The organism is Streptococcus constellatus, from assembly GCF_902167705.1.
Taxonomy (GTDB): Bacteria; Bacillota; Bacilli; order Lactobacillales; family Streptococcaceae; genus Streptococcus; species Streptococcus constellatus_A.
In genome coordinates this window covers 43,626-63,817 of the sequence record NZ_CABHMZ010000013.1, presented here as the reverse complement: position 1 = coordinate 63,817, position 20,192 = coordinate 43,626, and the positions used below count along the sequence as shown (strand labels likewise).

Sequence of the window (20,192 nt, the reverse complement as noted above, 5' to 3'; positions counted from 1 at the left end):
CCAATAATGGCTCAAGATAAGGGAATTATTTTTAATATCCAGCATTTCTCTATTCACGACGGTCCTGGAATTCGTACAACCGTTTTTCTCAAAGGTTGCCCGCTTCGCTGCCCTTGGTGCTCCAATCCCGAATCTCAAAGAAAACGTCCTGAACCTATGTTAGATGCAACTAGTAAAGAAAAAATTATCATGGGAGAGGAACGTTCTGTTGAAGAAATTATCAACGAAGTAATGAAAGACATTGATTTCTACGAGGAATCTGGTGGCGGCATGACCTTATCTGGTGGAGAAATATTTGCCCAATTTGAATTTGCCAAAGCAATCCTTAAAGCCGCCAAAAAAAGAGGAATTCATACTGCCATTGAAACAACTGCTTTTGCAGAGCACGAAAAATTTGTAGATCTAATCCAATATGTTGATTTTATTTATACTGATCTGAAACATTACAATACCCTTCGGCACCACAAGGTTACTGGGGTAAATAACCATTTAATCATCAAAAATATTCATTACGCCTTTTCCATTGGAAAAGAAATTGTTCTCAGAATTCCTGTTATTCCAAAATTTAATGATTCCCTTGAAGATGCAGAACATTTTGCAACCTTATTTAACGAATTAAAAATCAATCAAGTCCAGCTGCTTCCCTTTCATCAATTTGGAGAAAATAAATACAAATTATTAGGAAGAAAATACGAAATGGAGAATGTCAAAGCACTTCATCCGGAAGATTTATTGGATTATCAAGAAATTTTTCTCAATCATCAAATCCACTGTTATTTCTAAATTCTCTCCTTCTCTATACTACAAAAACAATCCATTCCTCACGAAACGGATTGTTTTTTTATCTCTTCTTGGGCAGATGCGACGACATCTGCAAGGCTGGTTTTACTCAATTCTTTTTCCATTGCTGCTTGAATTTCCGCTAATTTATCATCTAAAACGAAGTGAATATTTCTGCCAATGGGGCAAGATGGATTGGGATGTTCATGGAAGCTAAAGAGTTGCCCAGATTTGCCTAGACTTTCTACTGCTTGATAAACATCCAAAAGGGTAATGTCTTTTAAATCTTTTCTGATGACAGCTCCGCCCGTTCCACGCGCTACAGAAATCAAATCTGCACTTTTCAACTGTGATAAAGTCTTGCGAATAATGACAGGATTTACTCCAACGCTATCAGCTAAAAAATCACTAGTCACCTTATGTTCTTGACATTCTAGTGCTATAACAGTCAGCATGTGCGTGGCAATGGTAAAACGACTCGAAATTTGCATGTAAAACTCCTTTCATTTGCTGATTCTATTACTAGTATACTTTATTTATGTTGTAACTTCAAGTGTTACTTCTCAAAAACTCCTTGAGATGTGCAACATAATCTTCTCGCTCACTAATCGCCCGAAGTAAATCATGGTTATGCGTATGATGAATTCCATTGACTAAACTTTCGTAATACACTTCATAATAAGGCAATTTCAATATTCTCGCCATTTCCAATTCTTTATTTACATCATAAGCAACTCGCCTAAAGTCAACATCTGCTAAACCTTGTTCATCAATTTTTAAAATAGCATACTGAGCTCGCAGATCCTTTCGCAAACAAGCATCTAGAAAGAACGGATGACCGATAGAGCCTGGATTGATAATCATCTGCCCACCCGTCGCATAACGAAGAAATTGCTGATGAATATGACCATAAATGGCAATGGCACAATGATGACCTTCAAACAGGCGGTCAAAGTTCTCTTGTTGACCAATATGAATCAACTCTCGTCCCCAATTTTTATCTGGCAAATGATGAGTCACAGCGATTTCTAAATCGCCAACTTTTGTCAAAAGCTGCAAAGGCAATTCATGCAATCGGTTCAGTTCTTCAGGCGTGACTTCTTCCAAAAGATACTGGCACATACAAACCATATATAAATGACTAGGGCGACTGATATCTAATTTTCCATGAAGGGCATTCCAAATGCTATCTTCCCAATTTCCTCGTACTTGAAGACTAATCGGTAAAGCAACCATTAAGTCAAGAATCTTCCTTCGCCCCGTTCCCGGTGCCAATAAATCTCCTAAAAACCAGTAATCGGTCACCTGTTCCTTTTTAGCGTCCGCCAAAACAGCTTCTAATGCCGTTACATTTCCATGAATATCTGATAATAAAGCAATTTTTCGTTTCATTGTACCGTTTCATCTGTCCTTTATAAAATATTATAACAAACCAAGAAAAAACTTCCACTCCCAAGTTTGAGTGAAAGTTTTACTGCCTCATCAATCTACCGACTTCAACGCTTCCAACATGTCAATACGTCTCAGAATTGCATTGACCATAAAGCCTAAGACAATCAAAATCATGATGATAGAAAAGACTGGTACAAGATATACAAACACCGATACTGTCGGATTGAGAAGAAAGGCATCTGGAGCAATCGTCTCTAAAAGGGAGCGATGTAAGATATTCCCCAAAAACAAGCCTACAATAATACCAATAACAGACAAAAGAATGGTCTCTCGATAAATATAAAGCGTGACTTCTTTATTATGAAATCCCAATACTTTAATCGTTGATAATTCTCGAATCCGCTCTGCAACATTGATGTTCATCAAATTATAAAGAATCACAATGGCTAGTAAAATAGAGGCAAAGGTTAAAATCTGCATCACAAAGCCAAGAGATTTGACAATGACATCAATTTGTTCCAAAATACCCGTATTTTGTACGACTGCTCGCACGCCTGTTAATTTCATGAAGGCTGCTGCGGTATCTTGTATATTTTTACTAGAGGGATCTTTCAATTTTATCAGATAAGCATTTTCTTGGAATTTGCGAGCAAATACCGTTTGATAATAGCCCTGGTTCATAAAGATAAAATGCCCTGCATACATTTCAGCGATACCAGAAACTTTGATTTTATAGCGTTTCCCCTCGTCAGATGTCACCTCAAAAGTATCCCCGACAGAAATGCTCATAATAGTTGCTAATTTCTGAGAAATGACTGCTCCATGCGAAGACAGCTTCAACTTCGCTTTGCTTCGGCTGTCGTAGAGTTCCATAAAATGATGAAAATCCTTGCCTGTTGTCACAAATAACGCAAGAGATTGTTCATCTTTAGCACCCTTGATTTTTTTGGTAAATGTTTCCTGATAAATGCCGTGCTTTTTAGCTATTTTTTTATCTGCTAATAAATGATTGATTGCTGCTTGCTCGTCCGATTTGAGATGATATTTTTGCGAAATGACCGCATCGTATTTGATAATTTCTCCATACTGCCGACTTCCCATACCTTCCATGGAAGAAGACATCCCCAGACCAGCAAATAAGAGGGCGACGGAGCCTGCCACACCAAAAATAGTCATCAGCATTCTTTGCTTGTAACGAAAGATATTTCGAGCTGTTACTTTTTGCGTGAAACTAAGGCGACGCCAGATGAAGTCAATCCGCTCTAACAAGATTTTTGAGCCTTTAGTAGGTGCCTTGGGTAACAATAATTGAGACGGTTTTTCTTTCAACTCTTTGTGGGCAATATAAAGGGCTGGTGCAACGCCACACAAGACCGAGCACACAAGAGCAATGAGACTGATTTCCCAATAAAAGTCTAATCGCAATGCTGGATAAGTTGATGTCTTAAAAATCGTTTTCCCTAAGATGTACGGTAAGAAATAAGTACCTAACAAACTTCCCATTACTGTACCTAACAAACTTGAAACCAAGCCATAAATGACAAATTTCTTAACGACATCTTGATTCCGATAACCCAAAGCTTTTAAAACGCCAGCATTTGTGCGTTCTTCACTGACAAAACGCGTCATCGTCGTTACTGTTACAAGGGCCGCTACCAGATACAATACAATCGGAAAAGCATTCCCTACAGCTGAGATTCCATAAGCACGATTTGCCGTTGTTGTGTACTCATCAGCTCCTGGAAATGTCCGACGTGTATACACGCGGTAGGTTGGTACAAACAAGCCAGCTACTTCATCTTTTGCCTTTTGAATGTCTGCTTGCCCATTTTTTATTTTTGTTTCAGCATCTTTCTTTTGCTTTTCGTATTCAGTTTTTTTATCGTTCAATGTCGCCTGAGCTTGGTTTAATTGCGTCTGACCCTCTGCGATTTGTTGTTTTGCTTGCGCCAATTGGTCTTGACCTGCTTGGTACTCGGCTTGTTTATTTCTTAAGGTTGCTTGACCACTTTGATATGCAGCCAAGCCTGCATCATATTCAGCTTGTTTCGCATTCAATGTCTCAGCCGCAGATTGGTATTGGGCAAGTCCTGCTTGATAAAGCGCTTCTTGGCTTTTGTACTGTGCCAGTCCAGTTTGAAATTCAGCCTGCTTTTCCTCCAGTTCTGCGCGTGCAAGATTTAATTTTGCTTCTTCTTGTGCTAGTTGAGTTTGTGCTGCAACAATTTCAGGCACTGTTGTTGGATCAATTCCTTGTGCTTGTAGCACAGCTATTTTTGTCTGCAAATCAGTTTTTGCAGCTGCAAGCTGCGTTTGACCTTTTTCCAATTCTGCCTGCGCAGTAGCTAATGTAGCTTGACCGTTTGCTAGATTTTCTTTTGCAGCAGATAACTGACTAGCTGCCAGATCTAATTGGATTTTCGTTTGGTTCAATTGTGCCCAACCTGAAGACAGTTGAGCGGCGGCTGTATCTAATTTTTCTTTCGAGCTTGCTAAAGTTTGTTCAGCCTGTGCAATTTGAGTGGCTCCTTGCACAAGTAAACTTTCTTTTTCAGCTAATTGACCTTGAGCAAGCTCTAAATCTGCTCTTTTTTGATCAATTTGACCCTGCGCAGTCCTTAATTGCCGTTGGGCGTCTTCCAATGCTTGTTGAGAAGTTTGAATGTTTGCTTCGCCGTCCGCAATTTTTGCCTGTGCTTGGACTTTTATCTCTGATAAACGATTTTTTCCATTATCGGCCACTAGCTTTTCCAGCTCATTTTCATGCTGTTTTACCTTTTTTCGATAGGAGTCTCCAAAAGAATTGAATGATTTTAAATCATCATACCTCAAACGAGCAACTGTATAGACTGAACTTTGAAACGTTTTTGGCGTCACTACTGCATAAGCAGACAAGGTACCACTCCCCGAGTTAGAATTGCCAAGAGAAATCGTCGAAGCCAATTCACTTGAATTGACGAATCCCGTCACCGTAAAGGTATGCTGCTTCAAAGCATAATCATTGGTTCCTTCTTCATTTAAAGTAATGCTATCGCCAATCTTGTATTTTCCTTGATAAAAACTAGCCAAAGCTACCTGATTTTCCTTGCTTGGAAACTGCCCTGAGACAAGCTTGAACTTAGAAATTTTATTTGTCTGAGAAAAAACTCGAACAGAAGTTGAACTATCTCCAATCACCGTATCTGTAAAATAACCATATTCTATCTGTGCATTTGGAATTCCATTAAGTTCTTTTTGGTCAACTTTGCTGATACCATAGTCTGACATCACTGCCAAATCCATCATTTTCATCTGTGAAAGATAACGATTGGCTGAATTTTCAATGTCTGGACTAGCTGCTTTCAGTCCCACTAGTGCAAAAGAACCTAACATCATCAAAAACATAATAGATAGGAAGCGTCCTTTGGATTGACGAAAAGAGAGCCAGATGTCCTTATTTAGAATGGATTTTTTCATATCACCACTCCTCACTAATACTCTAGACTTGCAATATCTTGAGGATGTTCATTCAAAGTGACAGACTGAATCCGTGCATCGTGCATGTGAATCACGCGGTCTGCAATCGGAGCTAACGCACCATTATGAGTCACGATAATCACTGTCGCACCTTGCTTTCGCGACATATCTTGAAGGATTTGCAGCACTTGCTTACCTGTTTTATAGTCCAGTGCGCCTGTTGGTTCATCACAAAGCAAAATTTTGGGATTTTTTGCCACGGCACGCGCAATGGAAACCCGTTGCTGCTCGCCGCCAGATAGTTGAGCAGGAAAATTATGCAGCCGATTTCCCAAACCAACTGCTGCTAACGCCTCTGCTGCGTCCTGCGCATCTTGAACAATTTCTGAAGCTAGCTCAACATTTTCTAGCGCCGTTAGATTGGGAACTAAATTATAAAATTGAAAGACAAAGCCAACATCTTTTCTCCGATAGTCTGTCAGTTGATGAGCGTTGTAATGCGCTATATTTTGCCCATCAATCAGCACATCTCCCTCGTCGTTGTTATCCATCCCACCAAGAATGTTCAAAATCGTTGATTTTCCAGCACCAGAAGCTCCAAGAATGATGACCAATTCTCCTTTTTCGATGTCAAAAGAGATGTCATTATTGGCAATGATTTCTGTGTCTCCCATTTGATACCGTTTGTAACTATGCTTCATTTCAATATAAGCCATCGTCTTTTCCTCTTTCAGTTTCCATGTCCAATAAAATAAACAAGCTGTTGATTGAATCCTATCTTTATTATAAAATAGACTTACCATAAAGGCAATCATCAATCATCAACAGAGTGTTCATTTAAGGAGTATTATGGTACAAAATCGGCAAACACGCGCGACCTACTCATTGCCAATCTAAGTTATCTCCAACAAAACCATGACTTGATTTATGCCGTTTCTCAAAGTCATTACCTCAATTTCCGTGAAACAATCCGTGAATTCATGCTTAGCATTGTAACTAACGAGCAGCACAAACTTCAAACCGAACACTTTTTAAAAGAAAATTTCACCATTTCTGAAAAATATGCGCTTGAAGTTTTTCTATCTAGTGTAGAGGGCATTATCTCACTTTGGATTTCAAGTGGCACTAAAGAAACACCTGAAGAAATGACGAATACGATTTTACAAACATTTGATTATGACGCTTGGCAATGATAAAATGAAAAAAACTCTATTTCTAAAAGGGATTTTCCCAATTAGAGATAGAGTTTTTAATATACATCTTTTCTAGCTTAGTTTTCACTATCATCTAAGCGTGATTTTCTAGCAATATCTGCCAAAATATGATTTACAAATTCTGCAACTGTTTCTGTATGCGTTTGTTTTTGACCATAACGGCGGACATTCACTGTACCATCTGCTTGTTCCTTGTCTCCTACAATCAATTGATAAGGAACTTTGTGGGTTTGACTTTGACGAATCTTGTATTGCATTTTTTCATTACGCTCATCGACATCCACACGGACACCACGATTGCGCAGTTCTTTCGCCACTTTCCAAGCATAGTCAGCATGTGCTTCATTAGAAATCGGAATGACCGTCACTTGATGAGGAGCAAGCCAAGTCGGGAAAGCACCCTTGTAAGTTTCAATCAAGTAAGCAATAAAGCGCTCCATAGTAGACACAATACCACGGTGAATCATGACTGGACGATGCTCTTCACCGTCTGCTCCGACATAATGAAGGTCGAAACGTTCTGGCAACAAGAAGTCCAATTGAATAGTGGAAAGAGTTTCTTCATTTCCGAGAGCCGTTTTTACTTGAACATCCAACTTAGGACCGTAGAAAGCAGCTTCACCTTCTGCCTCAAAGTAGTCCAAACCTAAGTCATCCATTGCTCCTTTTAACATGCGTTGAGCATTTTCCCACATTTCATCATTATAAAAATATTTATGTTTGTCATTCGGGTCACGATAAGACAGACGGAAACGATAATCTGTGATATTGAAGTCTTTGTAAACATCAATCATCAAATCCAGCACATGTTTAAATTCTTCTTGAATTTGCTCTGGCATGACAAATAAGTGAGAATCATTCAGTGTCATTTCACGGACACGTTGAAGTCCTGAGAGCGCACCTGATTTTTCAAAACGGTGCATCATACCAAGTTCTGCAATACGAATTGGCAGCTCGCGATAAGAATGCACATGGTTTTTATAGACCTCAATATGGTGTGGGCAATTCATCGGACGAAGAACAAATTGTTCACCGTCTCCCATATCCATTGGCGGAAACATATCTTCTTGATAATGTTCCCAGTGCCCAGAAGTTTTGTATAATTCTACACTTGCAAGCGGTGGCGTATACACGTGTTGGTAGCCATCATTGACTTCGCGGTCTGTAATATAGCGCTCTACGATACGACGAATAGTCGCACCATCTGGAAGCCAGAATGGAAGACCTTGCCCAACTTCAGGAGAAATCATGAAAAGATCCAACTCTTTACCGAGCTTACGGTGATCACGTTCCTTCGCTTCTTCACGCATTTGAAGATAGTTTTTTAGGTCTTTCTTATCAAACCAAGCTGTTCCATAAATCCGTTGCATCATAGCATTGTCACTATTTCCACGCCAGTAAGCACCCGCTACATTTAACAAATGGAAAATTTGAATGCGCCCAGTTGATGGCACGTGAGGTCCACGGCAAAGGTCCACATATTCACCTTGACGGTAGATCGTAAGGCCTCCTTCATCTTCTGAATGCTCCTCAATCAATTCCAACTTGTAAGGATCATTCTTGAAAATTTCTCGTGCTTGGTCTTTTGTCACTTCTTCGCGAATTGACGGGAAATTCTCCTTGACAATCTTCTTCATTTCTTCTTCGATACGAGGCAGATCTTCGTTGGAAATCTGTCCTGCAGCATTGTCCGTATCATAGTAAAATCCGTCTTGAATAGCTGGACCGACACCCAAGTGAATGTCTGGAAAGAGACGACGAGCCGCTTGGGCAAAGAGATGAGCTGTTGAGTGACGCAAAATAGGCAGGGCATCTTCATGGTCAGGTGTGACGATTTCGATGCTACCATCTTCTGTGATAGGGCGAGTTGTGTCAATCAATTTGCCGTTAAATTTACCAGCCAAGGCTTTCTTCGCCAAAGAATTACTGATAGATTGGGCAATGTCAAAAGTTGTGCTGCCTGATTCGTATTCACGAACAACGCCATCTGGGAAAGTAATCTTAATCATATGTTTCTCCTTTAATATCTATTGTATTTGTATGGGGTAATTTTAAGAGCCTGGCAATCTCTTTTGCAGTCTCCTTTTCTGACCGACTGCCATCTGTTATGAGGCTGGGATAGCCTAATTTCTGGGCTTCCTTCCGTACCGGTTGGGCAAACAGAATGTCCCGCTGCATCCCGTTTTCAAAATCCTGCTCAGGATTGGATGAAGCTGAGGCAAAAAGTGTTTCTGCTTCTACTCTTATTTAGTAATAAACGAATAACGCAGTCGGCGATTGGGCTCTTCATTCGCTTTTAAAGCTCGGAAGAGCACCTAATCGCCCTTGCGGGGGCGGGACTACGAACTTAAAATTTTCAAGAGAAGTTCTGTCCCGCTCCCCATTCTCTCTGCCGATAATGCTTTTTCTGAAAATCCGCTACCGGAGTCAGGCATAGATAGGAAACTGCCGGTTCTTCAAGGCCCTTTACCAAGTGAGGCAACAGCCCTGCTCCTTCCAGCAAGAGTGGCTGCTCTTGATGTTCTATCAAGTAAGATGTCACATAAGGAAAAATCTCCTCATAAAAACGCCATTCCTCATCCGCTATCTCCTCTGGACTTCTCAGCCAGATTTGATTCGGACTTCTGTCCTGTCTCAGAAGGGAAATCGGCTTTGCGCTTGCTTTTGCTTGGTCCATCATCTCGTCTACCAGATCATCTAGCTTGATATGAAGCAACCTATACTGCTGAGCAAGAAGGGAAGCGATCGTTGACTTCCCGCTGCAAGGCGATCCACCAATCATATAGAGCATATCTCTGCCTCCTTCCGACAAAACAAAAAGCGACATCCTAAAAGGACGTCGCAACGTGGTTCCACCTTCATTTATGTACAACAAAACAGTTTGTTGACACCTCTGATTGGCTCTAACGTAGCCACCGTTTTATGTTTGCATAAAATCAAACGAGTAGTATCAAATTAGACTTTCTATGCGTTTTCAGCAACCACGCACTCTCTACTAGAAAGGAACTAACTGACTTGTCTCTAAAGAGTATTATAGCACGATTGAAAAATTTTGCAAGTCTTATGAAGTGTATTTTGTTTTGGAACCATTCGAAACAACACAGCAAGTTAAAATAAGGCTTTGTCCGTACTCAAGCTTGCAAAAGCGTGCACCGATTCGGTGCTTTTTTCTTTCTCTTCTTTCAATCAGAAACACAAAAAAACAGCCATGCGGCTGTTTTTACTTTTATCCTACAGAACCTTCCATACTCATATTGATGAGCTGATTAAGTTCGACTGCGTACTCCATTGGGAGTTCTTTGGTAATTGGCTCCATAAAGCCATTGATAATCATGGCAGTTGCTTCTTCTTCGCTAATACCACGGCTCATAAGGTAATAAAGCTGGTCTTCTGAAACCTTAGAAACCTTAGCTTCGTGTTCAAGTGCAACATTTGAATTGTGAATTTCGTTAAATGGAATGGTATCTGAGCTAGACTCACCATCCATAAGAATCGTGTCGCACTCAATGTGAGACTTTGAACCAGCACTGTTCTTGCCAAAACGGACTTGACCGCGGTAATCCGTCTTACCACCGTCTTTTGCAACAGACTTGGAAATCAATGTGCTAGAAGTCTTCGGCGCATTGTGATAGACTTTACAACCCGCATCCAAATGCTGACCATAATTAGCAAAGGACATGGAAAGAACAGAAGTTCTTGCATTGCGGCCATTCAAAATGCTACAAGGGTATTTCATATTGACCTTGCTACCCAGATTTCCGTCAATCCATTCCAAAGTACCGCCTTCTTCAACCGTTCCACGCTCTGTCACCAGATTATAAACATTGTCTGACCAGTTTTGAATAGTTGTATAGCGGAAAAAAGCATCTTTTTTGACAATAATTTCCACATTTGCAGCATGAAGACTATTGGTCGTATAAGTAGGCGCTGTGCAACCCTCAATGTATTGAATAGAGCCACCCTCTTCTACGATAATGAGCGAGCGTTCAAACTGACCGGCATTTTCTCCATTGATACGGAAATAGGTCTGAACTGGCACCTGACATTGAACATTTTTAGGAACATAGATAAATGTGCCACCTGACCAAACAGCACTGTTCAAAGCGGAAAACTTGTGCTCTGCATTAGAAATGACTGTTCCAAAGTATTTTTTTACCAAATCCGGATATTCTTGTACTGCTGTGTCGGTATCGGTAAAGATAATGCCTTGCTTGGCAAATTCTTCTTTCATGTTGTGATAGACTACTTCAGATTCATACTGAGCAACTGCTCCTGACAAAAATTGACGCTCTGCTTCAGGAATACCCAGACGCTCAAAGGTTTTCTTTATTTCATCTGGTACTTCATCCCAACTTCTAGCCCGATCCCCACTTAATTTTTGATAATAGATAATATCATCAAATCGTATGCCGGATAAATCTGGTCCAAAATCAGGCATGGGCAATTTATGGAACAACTCTAAAGAACGCAAGCGATAATCCAACATCCATTGCGGCTCATTTTTAATTTCAGAAATTTCACGAACAACCTCTTCTGTCAAACCTTTGCCTGTCGAGAACAAAGGTTTCACATCGTCATGAAATCCAAAGGCATAATCTCGTTCTTTCGTCATCTCATTCCTCCCATTGATACAAATTCTCTTCTCTTATTATACTATTCTATATTAGAAATGTCAGAATATATGCCTAAAATCGAATAAATTAAGCTAAAAAAGGCTAGGAAAATTTCCCAGCCTTCTTACATGATTACCGTACTTTTTCGGCTAATGCTTCAGCGAACTTCTCCAGATTTTCAATATCTTCATCTTCTGCTGATAGATCGACTTTTACATTTTCAGCACCTTTTTCAGCACCTGTCGCTGCAAAAGCGCGATCAAAGTCATCTACGGCCTTACAAAACTCATCATAGAATGTATCGCCCGACCCGACAACACCATAAATCTTTCCGGTCAAGTCAAGACTAGCTAAATCTTCATAAAAATCAACAATTTCATCAGGCAACTCGCCGTCACCGTATGTGTAAGAAGCAACGATTGCGATGTCTGCTTCTAGAAATTCCTCTGCATCAACCGTTGTGCATTCATCAATATCTACTTCTAAACCAAGTTCTTTTAATTTATCAGCTACAATATCTGCGATTTCTTCTGTGTTTCCTGTCATACTCGCAAATACAATTTTTGCTAAAGCCATAATTTCCTCCAAAAAATTCTATCAATTCATTATAACACATTGAACAAATAGTTGCACTTGAAACCTCTTAAAGGTTTGTTACTCCTCACTTTTGCTTTTTAAAATAGCTATCTTATGATACAATGAATAAAAGGTATAGCGGAGGTTATCATATGGAAATTTTCAAGCAAATTTTACATAAAATTAAAGAATATGATACGATTATCATTCATCGTCACATGCGACCCGATCCTGATGCATTAGGAAGTCAAGTCGGTTTGAAAAAATTACTTCAAGTCAATTTCCCTGAGAAAAAGATTAAAGTAGCAGGAAAAACTGAACCTACTCTTGCTTGGCTAGCTAAAATGGATGAGGTTTCAGACGATGATTACAAACATGCTTTAGTTATTGTTTGTGATACAGCAAATACTGCTCGGATTGATGACGAACGGTACAACAAAGGAGATTTTCTCATCAAAATCGATCATCATCCAAACGATGACATTTACGGGGACATTTCTTGGGTAGATACTAGCTCTAGTAGTGCTAGTGAGTTAATTGCTCTCTTTGCATTGGAAAATAAACTGAAACTAGATGATTATTCTGCTAAACTGCTTTATGCTGGAATTGTCGGTGATACAGGACGTTTCCTATATCCTGCCACAACCGCCCGCACAATGGCTGTCGCAAGTAAACTTCGCGAATATCCCTTTGATTTTGCTGCTTTAGCTCGAAAAATGGACTCTTTCAGTTATCAAATCGCTAAACTCCAAGGCTATGTTTACGACCATTTAGAAGTCGATGAAAATGGTGCAGCTCGTGTTATTCTGACGCAAGAACTTCTCAAAGCCAATCATTTAACAGATGCTGACACTTCTGCTATCGTTTCAGCTCCGGGGCGTATCGACAGCGTTGAATTATGGGGAATTTTTGTTGAGCAAGAAAATGGCAATTACCGCGTTCGACTAAGGAGTAAATTTATCCCAATCAATGAAATCGCTAAAAAACACGATGGAGGCGGTCATCCCCTTGCCAGTGGTGCCAATGCTTACTCCAAAGAAGAAATCGAAGAAGTTTATCAAGAATTGAAAGAATTGGCAAAAAGACCATAAAATTGAGAGAAAAGACTTGTCAAAATAGTTAGAATTTGGTAAACTGTCAAAGTAACGAATCTATGGCTCGCAGAGAGACCATGGCAGAAAGGAAATTTTTAAAAATGAGAAAAGATATTCATCCTGAATACCGTCCTGTTGTCTTTATGGATACTTCAACTGGCTACAAATTCCTTAGTGGTTCTACTAAGTATTCTAGCGAAACTGTTGAGTGGGAAGATGGAAACACTTATCCTTTGATCCGTGTGGAAATTTCATCAGACTCACATCCATTCTATACTGGACGTCAAAAATTCACTCAAGCAGATGGACGTGTGGATCGTTTCAACAAAAAATACGGTCTCAAATAAAAATCGTATTCACATTACAAAGAATGTTGATAATAAGCCTTTTCCAATTTTGGGAAAGGTTTTTTAGTACAATCAAAAAAACTTGGAATCTATGACATTATAACTTCCAAGTTTTTACTCTTTTTTTTGCATTCAGTATTTTAATTGCTGAATAACCAATACATGGCTATCTTTCACACCATATAAACTATGAGGCTCATTGGGTTCCATGGTTAAAAAACTTCCGGGAACGAGTTGGACTGTTTGACCAGATGCCGTAAAATCAACCTTTCCCTCTAGACAGACAACAGTCACCAAAGCATCAGCCTTGTGTTCAGGAATTCCTGCTCCTTCTCCTAAGTGAAGATGACGGATGATGCGACTAGTTTCTTCAACAGGTGTTTCCACGACATCAATAGTAGGGTTCATTGTATAAGTTTTCATGTGTATTGTCTCCTTGTATTCAATTTTAATCCTTATAATCTCCCCCAGCAAAACCGTAATATTCTTCTAAAGATAGTCCTGAATCTGCAATCGCTTTTGCTTCTTTCCCAACATAACGCAGATGCCATTGCTCTGGCATATATCCAGTTTTGTCTTCTTTACCATTTAGATAGCGCACGACAAAACCATATTCAGCTGCATGTTTTAAAAGCCATTGGCTCGCCTTTTCTTCTGTTACTAGATTTCCGTCTGTGCCAATCAAGTCAAATGCCAAACCTGTTTGGTGTTCACTATAGCCAGGTCGAGCAGAATAACGATCTGCTGCTTCTTTCCCGTCTTGATTGACATAATTTTGATAAAGAGTCACCTGTGTTTGGTAACTACGGAAACCGCTATATTGATTACTGATAGGATAGCCTTCACGCTGCATAGCAGCAATCAACTCCAGCAATTTTGCTTTAGCAGTAGGATTTTCACCGGGATTGTAATCTGAAGATAATGGATAATGTTTATTTGCGATGACAATTTCATCGTATTTTCCTTTTACACTATAGTAAGAACCATTATAATGAACTTTTGCTTTTTTCTTTGCTTGCTCAGAGGACGCAACTTTTGCAGATGTTGCTTTTCTTTCTTGTTTCGTTTCCACATTTGTTTTCTTTTCCCCACAAGCTGTCAAAAGAAACAAACTCGCTACTAATAAAATCCCAATCCTTTTTTTCATCTGTATCGCCTCATTTATAGAATTTTCTAATTTTCATTATAAGCGTAGATATACTGTATGTCAATTCAAAAAAGCATGCATTTGCACACTTTTAATTTTTCTAGTTAATCATTTAAGACGACCACTTTACCAAATCCCGCTTGACTTTCGATATAAGAATGGGCTGCTGGGATTTGCTCTAATGAAAAGATTCGTTGAGGAGATACATTTATCTGGTAAGCATCAATATAGCTAAAAAGTTCATCAATAAGCTGCTGGCTCACATTGCCTGAATAAAAACTAGTCAAAAAACTATTATTTTTTATTTCTACGATTGGGTCAAACTCCTCTACATACCATTTGCCACCTAATTGACCAGTGTTACAGATAATTCCTGCACTTTGAATATGGTCAAATGAATTTTTTAGAGTAGCTGGACCGACTAATTCAAGGATTTTATCAAACTTTTCCTCGGTTTGCAAAACTCCTTTTTCATCTAAAATAATCTCATCAAAGCCTTGATGTTGAAGCAAATCTTTTTTAGCAAGAGAACGAACTGCGCCAACTACACGATTCTGTGGGAATTGCGCCTTTACCAATTTTAAGAAAGCTAATCCAACACCACTTGTCGCAGCTCGGACTAAGATTGAATCTCCCTTTTTTATCTGCAGATTTTTGAAGGAGCCAAAAGCGGTATAATAGGTCTCTGGTACCGCTGCTAACTCAGACCAAGGTAATTGGCTATCTACGGGATAAATCTGCTCATTTGGAAGTAGGGCATATTCAGCATAAGAACCGTCAAAAGCACGTCCCATTTCACCCATGATAGAGACAATTTTTTGTCCAATTTGTAAATCTCCCCTTGTTGTTTCAACTACTTGTCCTACACACTCAATCCCTAAAATGCGTGGGAATTGAACAGTTGGAGATAAACCTTTTCGAGTGAAAATTTCTGAATGATTGATACCAAAACCTTTAATTTTTACTAGAGTCCAGCCTGCTTTTACATTCGGAATTTCTCGCTCTTCTAGAACAAATTTTTCTGGACCACCAGGCTCATAAATCACCATGGCTTTCATTTTTTGATTCATAGAGCTTCTCCTTAGCTCGCTAATTCTAGTAGTTTTCTGACAAAATCATTTGCAGGCTGCGTTTTTATTTCCTGTGGAGTGCCATATTGCTGGATTTCTCCCTTATCTAAAACAAGGATTTTCGTGCCTAACTTCAAAGCTTCTGCTATATCGTGCGTGATAAATACGACTGTAATGCCGGTTTCTTCATGCAGTAATTTTAATTCACGCTGTAGCTGATAGCGCGTAATAGCATCCACTGCTCCAAATGGCTCATCCATTAGTAAAATATTAGGTGTTGCAGCTAATGCTCGGGCAATTCCCACTCGTTGCGCCTGCCCGCCCGAAAGAGCTGCTGGGTAGCGATTTTTTAGCTGAGTATCCAAACCAAGCATAGCTAACTTTTCATCGATAATCTTCTCTATTTCTGCTTGATTTTTCTTTTGCAAATTCAAGACAAAAGCGATATTCTCGGCAACTGTTAAATGAGGAAAAAGCCCATTTCCTTGAATCGAATAACCGATGTTTCGCCGCAATTCAATCAAATCCGTGTCCTGCACATCTTGACCATTGATAAGGATTTGCCCTTGATTCGGCTTGACCAAACCATTTATCATCTTTAACAATGTCGTTTTGCCCGAACCAGAAGTCCCCACAACTGTCAGAAAAGTGCCATCTTCAATCTTTAGATTTAGATTTTTAATAATGTCTTGATTTCCATATGATTTGCTGACATTTTTATATTCAATCATTTCTTCAAAATCCCTTTCTCTACAAGATAGTCATGAGCAACTTTTTCTGGTTCCTGTTTTTCTGTGTCAACCTTGTAATTAAGGTCTGACATTGCTGCATCATCTAAGATATTATTTAACTTCGCCAGGGCTGTTTTCAAATCTGGATATTTGTCTAACGTTTCTTTGCGAACAATCATTCCAGCCTGATAGGAAGACCACATCCCCTTGTCGTCTTCCAGCGTAACTAAGCCAGAATTGTGTAATTTCCCATCCGTAGTGAAAATATCAATCACGTCTACTTGTCCTTCTTTTGCCGCCTGATATTTTAAACCACTATCCATGTCTACTGTGGATTTGAAGTTCAGCTTGTAGGTTCGTGCCAAGCGATCATAACCTGCATCTATCGCAAAGAAATCATACTCTGCACCGAAGGTCAACTCTGGGGAGACACTAGATAAATCACTATTATTTTTGAGCCGATATTTGTCGGTCCGCGCTGCATTTGAATAATCAGTCACATGAAGATAAATCACTATTATTTTTGAGCCGATATTTGTCTGCGGTTTCCTTGCTAACAGCAAGTCGATAAGTATTGTTAAAGCCAAAACTTCCAACCCATGTTAGTTGATATTTCTTTGCATAATCTTTTATCAGACTGTCAAATTGATTTTCACTATAAGTACCCTTCTTTTTCATGACCACTTCCCAAAGCGTACCAGTATAATCTGCATAAATATCAAATTCACCTTTAACCATTGCTGGATGGATATTTGAGGTACCACCACCAACACCTTTGGTCATTTTGACCTTAAGATTGGTGTATTCTTCAATAACTTGTTTTTGCATTTCTCCTAAGATATAGTTTTCTGTCTGTGGCTTGGTCGCAATCTTGACAGTTCCACCCATTGGATTCATCTGGAAAAATGCGATTGTTCCTGCCGCCAATAGAGCTATGGAGCCTACAATAGACAGCCATTTTTTGGATACTTTTTTATGGTTTAAGATTGATTTTTCAACCAAAGAAAGGAGAAAATCAAAGACCAGTGCCAACAGAGCTACTAAAACACTTCCGACTAAGGTCAAGGTTTGATTATTAGTGGTAATTCCACGATAGATTGCAACCCCCAGACCACCAGCACCAACGAAAGAAGCAATCCCAGCTAGAGCTATGGTCATTGTCACCATATTGCGAAAACCTGCCATCATGACTGGAAAAGCAAGTGGCAACTGCGCTTTTGTTAAAATCTGCTTGCGAGTAGAACCCATTCCTTCTGCTGCTTCAACGAGAAGTGGATCAACACCTATAATCCCTGTATAAGTGCTCCGTACCATAGGCAAAAGTGCATACAAGGTTAGAGCCACAATTGCTGTCTTGTTACCAATCCCCGTAACCGAAATCAAAATTCCTAAAAGGGCAATGGAGGGAATTGTATAAAGAATATTCACTAAACCAATGATGACACCCGCCCAGCTTTTTTTGAAACTAATGAAAATGCTAAGTCCGACTCCCAAAATTAAGGCAAGAAAGATAGACAAGCCTGATATCCAGATATGATCCCAGACAAGACTTAAAAGAAAATCCCATTGATTAGTTACTAATTTAATGAACTCGTTCATGCTTCATCCTTTCTTGATTGACTTAAATTTACTAAAATGCGCTCCAAATAAGTCTCAAATTCATTGATTTCCAGCTCAGAAAATCCGCTGTAAAAGATTTCAATGATTTTATCCGAAATTGCATCATATTCCTTTTTCAATCCTTTGGCATAATCTGTCAAGCAAATCATCTTTTTTCGCTTGTCTTTTTCATGAGAACACCGCTCCACAAGGTTCATGCTAATCATTCGGTCAATCATTTTAGTAAGTGTGTTCAGCGTCAAACCGGTCTGCTCTGACAGTTCCGTTTGACTTTGATAATCTTTTTGCCAAAGCGCATGTAAAATGCGTCCCTGCTCTCCATTAAAGGCTTGAATTCCTCGTTCTAACAAAATATGATTCATCAGTCGATTGGACAAACGATGAATTTTCCCGATATAAAACCCACTATTGATTACTTTTTTACTCATTTTTCTTCTTTCTAAAATATACGATATAGAAGTTTATGCTCATTCTACTATATAGAACCTTTTTTGTCAAAGATTTTGTTTAAAAAAAGAAGCTGGGAAAAGTGCCTAGCTTCTATTATTTATGCGTTATGCTTGCAAAGCGAAGCGGTTTGGAGAAATTCATTAGGCGCTTCAGTACTAATAAACCACTCTGGTGCAATGAAATCAAAAACTTTTAAATGATCAACTTTTGTTCCACTCTATGAAATAATCTTTTGTACCCGTTCCCTTAAATCAGGGATTACGGTTTCTGCAAACCAAGGATTCTTAGCCATCCAGATTTGATTTCGGGGTGAGGGGTGGACAAGTGGGAAAAATTCTGGCAGGTAGTCTTGATAATGTTTTACTGTATCAGTTAACTTTACAGTTCCCTTTTGATGAAGATAATATTTCTGAGCATATTGACCAATGAGAATCGTCAATTCAAGATCTGGTAACAACTCTAAAATCGACTGATGCCATTTCTCTGCAAAACCCTTGCGAGGTGGCAAATCACCTGACTTTCCATGTCCTGGAAAGTAAAAGTCCATTGGAATCGCAGCAAAATAGCCTGAATGATAAAAGGTATCATAGTCAACACCCATCCATTCGCGTAAGCGATCACCACTCTTATCATTCCAGTACAAGCGCGTTTCCTGCGCTTTAATACCTGGCGCTTGCCCGACAATATTGATACGTGCCGTTTTAGGCGCTGCGAAAAGTGGCTCAATTCCCCGCTCGGTATATGCTTGATTTTGTGAATCAGCCATAATGGCTTTCTTAATACCTTCTAGCGTTTCCATTTCTTCCCTCTATTTTTGATAATTTTCCATCAGATAACTTTTCAAATCAGTTGCCTGCCGTCCTGTGATTGTCCGAAAATCGTCTGTCACAACATCCAAGCAGCCTTGACTTCCAGCTTGATAAAGAGAAGCCAGCACAACACCGAAACCTTTGGGCTGATCATAAAGAGCAGCAAATTCCTCAACTGTCACCGGCTGGTAGCCAATTTCACGGCCTGACACTTCAGACAAAAGGTCAGCTAATTCTAACATTGTATAATTACGATCTTGGGTCAAGATATATGTTTTTCCCTGTAGGGCAGGTGACATAGCCAGTTTGACAATGGCTTCTGCACTGTCTTCCCGCGAAATAAAGCTCATTTTTGCATTTTCCATTGGATAAATAACAGCTTTGCGCTCTATTAACTCAAGTAAATAAGGCACCAATGGATCAGCATACATAGCATTTTTGATAATGCTGTAAGAAAATCCAGCTGATGCTAAACGAGTATTGGCATAAGCAAAGAAAGCCGCCATGTGAAATGGACTATTAACTTGATCGGCGAAAAATCCAACAAAGATAAAATGCTTAATTCCAGCTCTTTCTGCCGCAATTACTGAATTTTCAAACTCGGGTACACGCACAATGCTTGGATGAGAAATACTTGGAATATAAATCAAGACATCCGTTCCGCGCCAAGCTTCAACCATAGAATCCACATCTAAATAATCAGCTGCTCTGACATCAATCCCTGCTGTTGCATATTGGCTCGCTTTTTTGGGACTTCTAACAGATAGCCGAATATCATTAGAATTTAAATGTTTTTGTGCTTCAGCAACAACCTTTTGCCCCAATTGACCTGTCGCACTCGTAATTGTATAAATCATAATTGTCCTCTTTCTTTGAAAGAAACTCAACTATTT

At 39.4% G+C, this 20,192-nt stretch carries 18 protein-coding genes and 4 pseudogenes; 4 read left to right on the top strand and 18 right to left on the bottom strand.

Features of this window, described 5'->3' with window-relative positions; translation table 11 throughout:
- The first annotated feature begins 6 nt into the window (after window positions 1–6).
- Entirely contained in the window at window positions 7–783 is a 777-nt protein-coding gene (locus FQ204_RS03985) for a glycyl-radical enzyme activating protein (protein ID WP_144208871.1), read from the top strand.
- A gap of 38 nt (window positions 784–821) precedes the next feature.
- Here FQ204_RS03985 and FQ204_RS03980 read toward each other — a convergent pair whose 3' ends face one another.
- The 4 genes from FQ204_RS03980 to FQ204_RS03965 form a co-directional block, all read right to left on the bottom strand.
- The gene (locus tag FQ204_RS03980; RefSeq protein WP_144208868.1) at window positions 822–1,271 is read right to left on the bottom strand and encodes an Rrf2 family transcriptional regulator; all 450 of its coding nucleotides are present in this window, start codon (window positions 1,269–1,271) and stop codon (window positions 822–824) included.
- A 58-nt stretch (window positions 1,272–1,329) separates the two neighbouring features.
- Window positions 1,330–2,172 (bottom strand): metallophosphoesterase family protein, encoded by an 843-nt coding sequence (locus FQ204_RS03975; RefSeq protein WP_144208865.1) that lies wholly within the window; start codon window positions 2,170–2,172, stop codon window positions 1,330–1,332.
- Window positions 2,173–2,262: 90 nt separating this feature from the next.
- Window positions 2,263–5,628, bottom strand: a complete 3,366-nt coding sequence (locus FQ204_RS03970; protein ID WP_144208862.1) for an ABC transporter permease — start codon at window positions 5,626–5,628, stop codon at window positions 2,263–2,265.
- 14 nt (window positions 5,629–5,642) lie between these two features.
- On the bottom strand, window positions 5,643–6,344 hold the full coding sequence (locus FQ204_RS03965; RefSeq protein ID WP_144208859.1) for an ABC transporter ATP-binding protein: 702 nt from the start codon (window positions 6,342–6,344) through the stop codon (window positions 5,643–5,645).
- Window positions 6,345–6,485: 141 nt separating this feature from the next.
- Between FQ204_RS03965 and FQ204_RS03960 the strand changes: the two are divergent.
- Window positions 6,486–6,821, top strand: a pseudogene (locus tag FQ204_RS03960) (TetR-like C-terminal domain-containing protein); the annotation flags it as partial.
- Between the two features lie 77 nt (window positions 6,822–6,898).
- On the opposite strand, the gene thrS reads toward FQ204_RS03960, so the two are convergent.
- The 5 genes and pseudogenes from thrS to FQ204_RS03935 all read right to left on the bottom strand — a co-directional run bounded on the left by thrS (window position 6,899) and on the right by FQ204_RS03935 (window position 12,031).
- Window positions 6,899–8,851: a threonine--tRNA ligase gene (thrS, locus tag FQ204_RS03955; RefSeq protein ID WP_144208857.1), complete on the bottom strand. Its 1,953-nt coding sequence runs from the start codon at window positions 8,849–8,851 to the stop codon at window positions 6,899–6,901.
- Window positions 8,844–9,050: pseudogene (locus FQ204_RS10670) on the bottom strand (AAA family ATPase); the annotation flags it as partial. The gene thrS and the pseudogene FQ204_RS10670, both read right to left, overlap by 8 nt.
- A 172-nt stretch (window positions 9,051–9,222) precedes the next feature.
- Window positions 9,223–9,633 (bottom strand): annotated as a pseudogene (locus FQ204_RS03945) (AAA family ATPase); the annotation flags it as partial.
- 435 nt (window positions 9,634–10,068) lie between these two features.
- The gene (gene sufB / locus FQ204_RS03940; protein WP_106100957.1) at window positions 10,069–11,454 is read right to left on the bottom strand and encodes a Fe-S cluster assembly protein SufB; all 1,386 of its coding nucleotides are present in this window, start codon (window positions 11,452–11,454) and stop codon (window positions 10,069–10,071) included.
- 133 nt (window positions 11,455–11,587) lie between these two features.
- A complete protein-coding gene (locus FQ204_RS03935) occupies window positions 11,588–12,031 on the bottom strand; it encodes a flavodoxin (protein ID WP_003030007.1) in 444 nt (147 codons plus the stop codon).
- A gap of 152 nt (window positions 12,032–12,183) precedes the next feature.
- Between FQ204_RS03935 and FQ204_RS03930 the strand changes: the two genes are divergently transcribed.
- Window positions 12,184–13,122 (top strand): DHH family phosphoesterase, encoded by a 939-nt coding sequence (locus tag FQ204_RS03930; protein ID WP_144208855.1) that lies wholly within the window; start codon window positions 12,184–12,186, stop codon window positions 13,120–13,122.
- Window positions 13,123–13,226: 104 nt separating this feature from the next.
- A complete protein-coding gene (locus tag FQ204_RS03925; protein ID WP_003023866.1) occupies window positions 13,227–13,472 on the top strand; it encodes a type B 50S ribosomal protein L31 in 246 nt (81 codons plus the stop codon).
- A gap of 132 nt (window positions 13,473–13,604) precedes the next feature.
- Here the strand turns inward: FQ204_RS03925 and FQ204_RS03920 are convergent, their stop codons facing one another.
- The 9 genes and pseudogenes from FQ204_RS03920 to FQ204_RS03885 form a co-directional block, all read right to left on the bottom strand.
- A complete protein-coding gene (locus FQ204_RS03920) occupies window positions 13,605–13,895 on the bottom strand; it encodes a cupin domain-containing protein (protein WP_144208852.1) in 291 nt (96 codons plus the stop codon).
- A 25-nt stretch (window positions 13,896–13,920) separates the two neighbouring features.
- A complete protein-coding gene (gene ldcB, locus FQ204_RS03915; protein WP_144208849.1) occupies window positions 13,921–14,619 on the bottom strand; it encodes an LD-carboxypeptidase LdcB/DacB in 699 nt (232 codons plus the stop codon).
- Between the two features lie 104 nt (window positions 14,620–14,723).
- A complete protein-coding gene (locus tag FQ204_RS03910; RefSeq protein WP_186286769.1) occupies window positions 14,724–15,689 on the bottom strand; it encodes a zinc-binding alcohol dehydrogenase family protein in 966 nt (321 codons plus the stop codon).
- An 11-nt stretch (window positions 15,690–15,700) separates the two neighbouring features.
- Entirely contained in the window at window positions 15,701–16,420 is a 720-nt protein-coding gene (locus FQ204_RS03905) for an ABC transporter ATP-binding protein (protein ID WP_144208846.1), read from the bottom strand.
- A complete protein-coding gene (locus FQ204_RS10665) occupies window positions 16,417–16,920 on the bottom strand; it encodes a glycine betaine ABC transporter substrate-binding protein (protein ID WP_260843551.1) in 504 nt (167 codons plus the stop codon). Before FQ204_RS10665 ends, FQ204_RS03905 begins: the two co-directional genes overlap by 4 nt.
- A 21-nt stretch (window positions 16,921–16,941) precedes the next feature.
- Window positions 16,942–18,019 (bottom strand): annotated as a pseudogene (locus tag FQ204_RS03900) (ABC transporter permease/substrate-binding protein); the annotation flags it as partial.
- Window positions 18,016–18,468, bottom strand: a complete 453-nt coding sequence (locus FQ204_RS03895; protein ID WP_144208843.1) for a MarR family transcriptional regulator — start codon at window positions 18,466–18,468, stop codon at window positions 18,016–18,018. The pseudogene FQ204_RS03900 and the gene FQ204_RS03895, both read right to left, overlap by 4 nt.
- Window positions 18,469–18,707: 239 nt before the next feature.
- Window positions 18,708–19,289, bottom strand: coding sequence for a uracil-DNA glycosylase family protein (locus FQ204_RS03890; protein ID WP_144208840.1), 582 nt, complete (start codon window positions 19,287–19,289; stop codon window positions 18,708–18,710).
- 9 nt (window positions 19,290–19,298) lie between these two features.
- Window positions 19,299–20,156, bottom strand: coding sequence for an SDR family oxidoreductase (locus tag FQ204_RS03885; RefSeq protein WP_144208837.1), 858 nt, complete (start codon window positions 20,154–20,156; stop codon window positions 19,299–19,301).
- Window positions 20,157–20,192 lie beyond the last annotated feature (36 nt).